At 40.6% G+C, this 4,480-nt stretch carries 6 protein-coding genes; all 6 read right to left on the bottom strand.

Features of this window, described 5'->3' with window-relative positions:
- Nucleotides 1-56 precede the first annotated feature (56 nt).
- Nucleotides 57-950, bottom strand: coding sequence for a hypothetical protein (locus tag CWB66_RS11490; RefSeq protein WP_138585477.1), 894 nt, complete (start codon nucleotides 948-950; stop codon nucleotides 57-59).
- A 265-nt stretch (nucleotides 951-1,215) separates the two neighbouring features.
- Entirely contained in the window at nucleotides 1,216-1,848 is a 633-nt protein-coding gene (gene nth / locus CWB66_RS11495; protein ID WP_077537496.1) for an endonuclease III, read from the bottom strand.
- A gap of 46 nt (nucleotides 1,849-1,894) precedes the next feature.
- Complete coding sequence (locus CWB66_RS11500) at nucleotides 1,895-2,593, bottom strand: electron transport complex subunit E (protein ID WP_138585478.1); 699 nt, start codon at nucleotides 2,591-2,593, stop codon at nucleotides 1,895-1,897.
- Entirely contained in the window at nucleotides 2,590-3,231 is a 642-nt protein-coding gene (gene rsxG / locus CWB66_RS11505; RefSeq protein ID WP_138585479.1) for an electron transport complex subunit RsxG, read from the bottom strand. The genes CWB66_RS11500 and rsxG overlap by 4 nt, the downstream gene beginning before the upstream one ends.
- Nucleotides 3,228-4,286: an electron transport complex subunit RsxD gene (gene rsxD, locus CWB66_RS11510; protein ID WP_138585480.1), complete on the bottom strand. Its 1,059-nt coding sequence runs from the start codon at nucleotides 4,284-4,286 to the stop codon at nucleotides 3,228-3,230. The genes rsxG and rsxD overlap by 4 nt, the downstream gene beginning before the upstream one ends.
- A partial coding sequence (locus tag CWB66_RS11515) for a hypothetical protein (protein ID WP_138585481.1) occupies nucleotides 4,283-4,480 on the bottom strand: 198 nt, incomplete at its 5' end. The genes rsxD and CWB66_RS11515, both read right to left, overlap by 4 nt.

Below are 4,480 nucleotides of genomic sequence, written 5' to 3' on the forward strand. Positions count from 1 at the left end.
GGACCCGCATGATGGGTGGTGTGGGGGCTGGAGGTTAGAGACCTCCGGCTACCCGATTATGAGTGTACTACACAGCCCTCTACACTCCTTTGATTCAAGGTGAATTCAGCATTAAAATGTTCATTTAAAGCCACTTGAATATCCTCAATAGTTACGTTGCTTTTTAGGTATGTAAATCCATGCAAACTCAACGAACCAGACACATCATTCTTTATAGAGAATAATCCTTCTATTAAATCAACTGCTTCTAGACTCTGCCAGCAAAAAGGAACGACACCAGAGTGAACAAATGTATTAGTCCATGTATTTATTGCTTTCAATAAGTCTATACATACAGGAAACTCTATAAAGTTAGGATTGTTAGCAAAAAAAGCTAGTAGATAATTTATTGGAACAAACTTAAACCCTCCACCAACTTTCTCGACCTTTTCCAAGCCAATCATATTTTTTAACTTAATTTCGATAGATTGACGTATTAAAGTTGGCATTGTAGAAAAGTTAAAGTTTCTACAAGTCGTTTCAGCTATGTGTTTGTGGGTAAAGTATGAAAACTTCGCATGTAGAAAGAATTGATGACTTGATAGATAGTTATCACGGCTAACTTGATTGTCTAAGGCCAAACGGCCACCTGAAATTTGATCAAGTAATGAAATGTCAGAAATTAATTCTTTGGTAAGTAGCACCAGATCGTTTTCAGTTAGAATATTTTGATAATATTCATTGAACTTAGACTCTCCGTTAGTAACTTTCTCAATTTGATTGCAAGCTGACTTACATTGCGCTTCAAACCAGTCTTCGTTTATATCACTACTGTACAGATGAGAAAGGTATTGTCCTGTATTTTTATTTTTTAAGTAATTTTCCAACTTAACCTTTAAGCCAATAAGATTTGACTTATTGTGCTCTAGATTACGCATTGCAATTTTATCCACTTCTTCTGAAATATTCACATGTGTTCCTTACACTCATAACAGCTTATTGAACACCATTTTGGTGGTTTATAACACACCAAAACGGCGTGTATTACATACCCTGATAATTTCACCAATAATTACCTTTGTAAACAAGTAATTAAAATAGCTAGGAATTAAGCTTGTTATTTTGCACCAAAGCGGCGGTTAATAATGTTATTGGACAAAATTAGGTTCCTACTCAAAAAAGCGGGAATAAATTTAACTTTTTCAGTGTCCGGTTTTCGCTCAAAGCAGCCTATAGTTACTCTATTTTATCTTTAAACTCACACAAGTCTTCAATAATACAACTGCCGCATTTTGGTTTGCGTGCTACGCAGGTGTAACGCCCGTGTAGAATCAGCCAGTGATGTACATCGACTTTAAATTCAGCTGGTACAACCTTTAAAAGTTTTTTCTCAACCTCGACTACGTTTTTGCCCATCGCAAATTTGGTACGGTTAGATACGCGGTCAATGTGCGTGTCTACCGCGATGGTAGGCCAGCCAAAGGCGGTATTGAGTACAACATTAGCTGTTTTACGGCCAACGCCTGGAAGGGCTTCTAGGGCTTCACGATTTTCTGGCACTATGCTGTTATGTTCATCAACCAATATTTGGCACATTTTATACACGTTGGCCGCTTTTGAATTAAATAAACCGATTGTTTTTATATAATCACGCAGTGTGTCGTGGCCTATATCTAAAATGGCTTGTGGTGTATTAGCAACAGGGAACAGTTTTCGGGTGGCTTTGTTAACACCGACATCTGTAGCTTGTGCTGAGAGTGTTACGGCTACCAGTAATTCAAACGGGCTTGAATATTCAAGCTCGGTTTCTGGGTGTGGGTTGTTATCGCGTAAGCGAGACAGTATTTGGTGACGTTTTTCTTTATTCATGCAACTTAAAACGCATTAGCTTTTGCTAAGTTAATGCGCTTTCCCCTTAAGTTAAGCTAGTAACACGTGCTCGAGGGCCTTTTTCAGCCTCTGGCGGTGCGATTTGTTTTGATTTTATTTGTGCGTCTATTACGTTTTTAGCCGCAATAAGCAGCCCTAGGCCTAAAAATGCGCCGGGTGGCAAAATGGCGAGTAAAAATTGGTTATCAAAGCTAAATACTTCAATGCGTAAGCTTTGTGCCCACGGGCCTAATAATAAATCGGCGCTGTCGAATAATGTACCTTGGCCAATTAGTTCACGCATTGCGCCTAAAACTACCAGCACAATCATAAAGCCCAAGCCCATCATTAAGCCATCAAAGGCTGATAAGTGAATTGGGTTTTTAGACGCATAGGCTTCAGCACGGCCAATAATGGCGCAGTTAGTAACAATCAGCGGGATAAAAATCCCTAAAGACTGATAAAGCCCATAGGTATAGGCGTTCATGAGTAACTGCACTATGGTTACAAAGCCTGCGATGATCATGACAAACACTGGAATACGAATATCTTTTGGTACCCAGTTTCTTACGATTGATACGCTTACGTTAGAGCCGACTAAAACAAGCAGTGTTGCAAGCCCTAGACCCAGTGCATTTGTAATTGTAGAGGTAACAGCTAATAACGGGCAAAGACCTAAAAGCTGCACTAGGGCAGGGTTATTTACCCATACACCTTCTTTATATAATGTTTTTAATTCGCTCATTTAGTTACCTCTGCACATTTGGCGTTAGGCGCGGCAAAAATAGCATCAAATTCACTCTGTGCGAACAGCACTGCGTTTTTTACTGAGCCAACCACTGCACGAGGCGTAATGGTGGCTCCTGTGAACTGATCAAATTGTCCCCCGTCTTTTTTAACGGCCCAGCGAGCATCGTTTTCGCTTTGCACTGTTAAACTTTTAAAGGTGGTGATCCAAGAGGATTTTTTAACTTCTACCTTATCACCTAAACCAGGGGTTTCTTCGTGTTTAGTGGTGCGCACGCCTGCAATAGTACCATCACTTAAAACGGCCGTTAGCAAGTTAATATCGCCACTGTAACCACTTGGTGTGACATGCCTTACAACAAGAGCAACGGGTTTGTTATTTTTGCGGGCGCGATAAATTATTTGATTAGCATAAGGGCCTAACCGTTCATCTGAAATAATAACGCAATCGGTTGAAAGCGCGTTATCGTAAGTACTCGGGTCAAGCACTTCTTGCAATTGAGACGTCAGATGTAATTGCTCTTGTTCGGCAATTTTATCGGCTGTTAATGCATTAATTGACGCAACGAGCCCCGTGGTTACAAGGGCAAATGCGGTTAAAATAGCGCCATTTTTAGCCATAGATGAAATAATCATTTTACTGCTCCATGCCCATAAGTACGTGGTTGCGTGTAGTAGTCAATCAATGGCACTGCAATGTTTAATAACAGCACTGCAAACGCAACGGCATCCGGAAAACCACCAAAAGTACGAATTAAATACACAAGTAGGCCAATTAAAGCACCGTAAATTAAACGACCTTTATTAGTTGTGGCAGCTGATACCGGATCAGTCGCAATAAAGAATGCCCCCATCATAGTGGCACCACTTAATAAGTGAAATATTGTACCAGGCTCAGTTCCTGGCGCTGCAATATAACCAATGGCGCTGCACATAGCTAAGCTTGCAATAAAGCTCACTGGAATATGCCAGTTAATGACTTTTTCTTTAAGTAGGTATAAACCACCGGCTAAAAAGCCTAAATTAACCCACACCCAGCCAAGGCCTGCCCATTCATTAAATAATGATTTTTGCATGCTTTCGGTCACCGTTAAACCGTGGCCAATATCGGTTTTAATAGTATCAAGAGGTGTTGCCATCGTGATGCCATCAATACCTGCACGGACTTGGTCTAAGCTGTAACCAATAGAGGTGAAGTCGGTAAATATTATGCGCAGTTGTTCAGTAAATCCAATCGGGTTATTTAATAAATCAGTCACTGGTAACCATGAGGTCATTTGCACCGGAAATGAGACTAATAACAGTACATAGGCTGCCATTGCAGGGTTAAATAAGTTAAACCCTAAGCCGCCATATAATTGTTTAACGATAACAATAGAAAATAAACAACCAATAATAATTATCCACCACGGGGCTAAAGGCGGAATGCTTAACGCTAATAACACAGCGGTTAGCCACGCACTGCCATCACTTAATGCAGGCCAAATAGGGCGCTTACGCAAAAACATTATGGCCGCTTCAAAAACCGTTACTGCAGTTAATGCCAGTACTAACTGAATAAGCACGCCAGTGCCAAAAAATACAACTTGAGCAATGAGTCCAGGAATACACGCAGCTATAACGGTGAGCATTAATCGCGTTAACGATTTATGACTGTGATTATGCGGCGAACTGGCCATGGTTAATTTCATGACTGATCATTTCCTTCTTTTTGTAACTTTTTGGCTTTTGCTCGGGCAATAGCGGCAGCAACAGCTGCTTTTTTCTTATCGTCGCTTGATTTAGGTACGTTAGCGTCAATAGAGCTAGATGAATTGTCAGTATTATCGGGTGCGCTTTGTGCTTCTGCATCTTGAAGTGCTTTAGCTGCTTTTTTCGCTTTGGC

The organism is Pseudoalteromonas sp. S558, assembly GCF_005886635.1.
GTDB classification, from domain to species: domain Bacteria; phylum Pseudomonadota; class Gammaproteobacteria; order Enterobacterales; family Alteromonadaceae; genus Pseudoalteromonas; species Pseudoalteromonas aliena.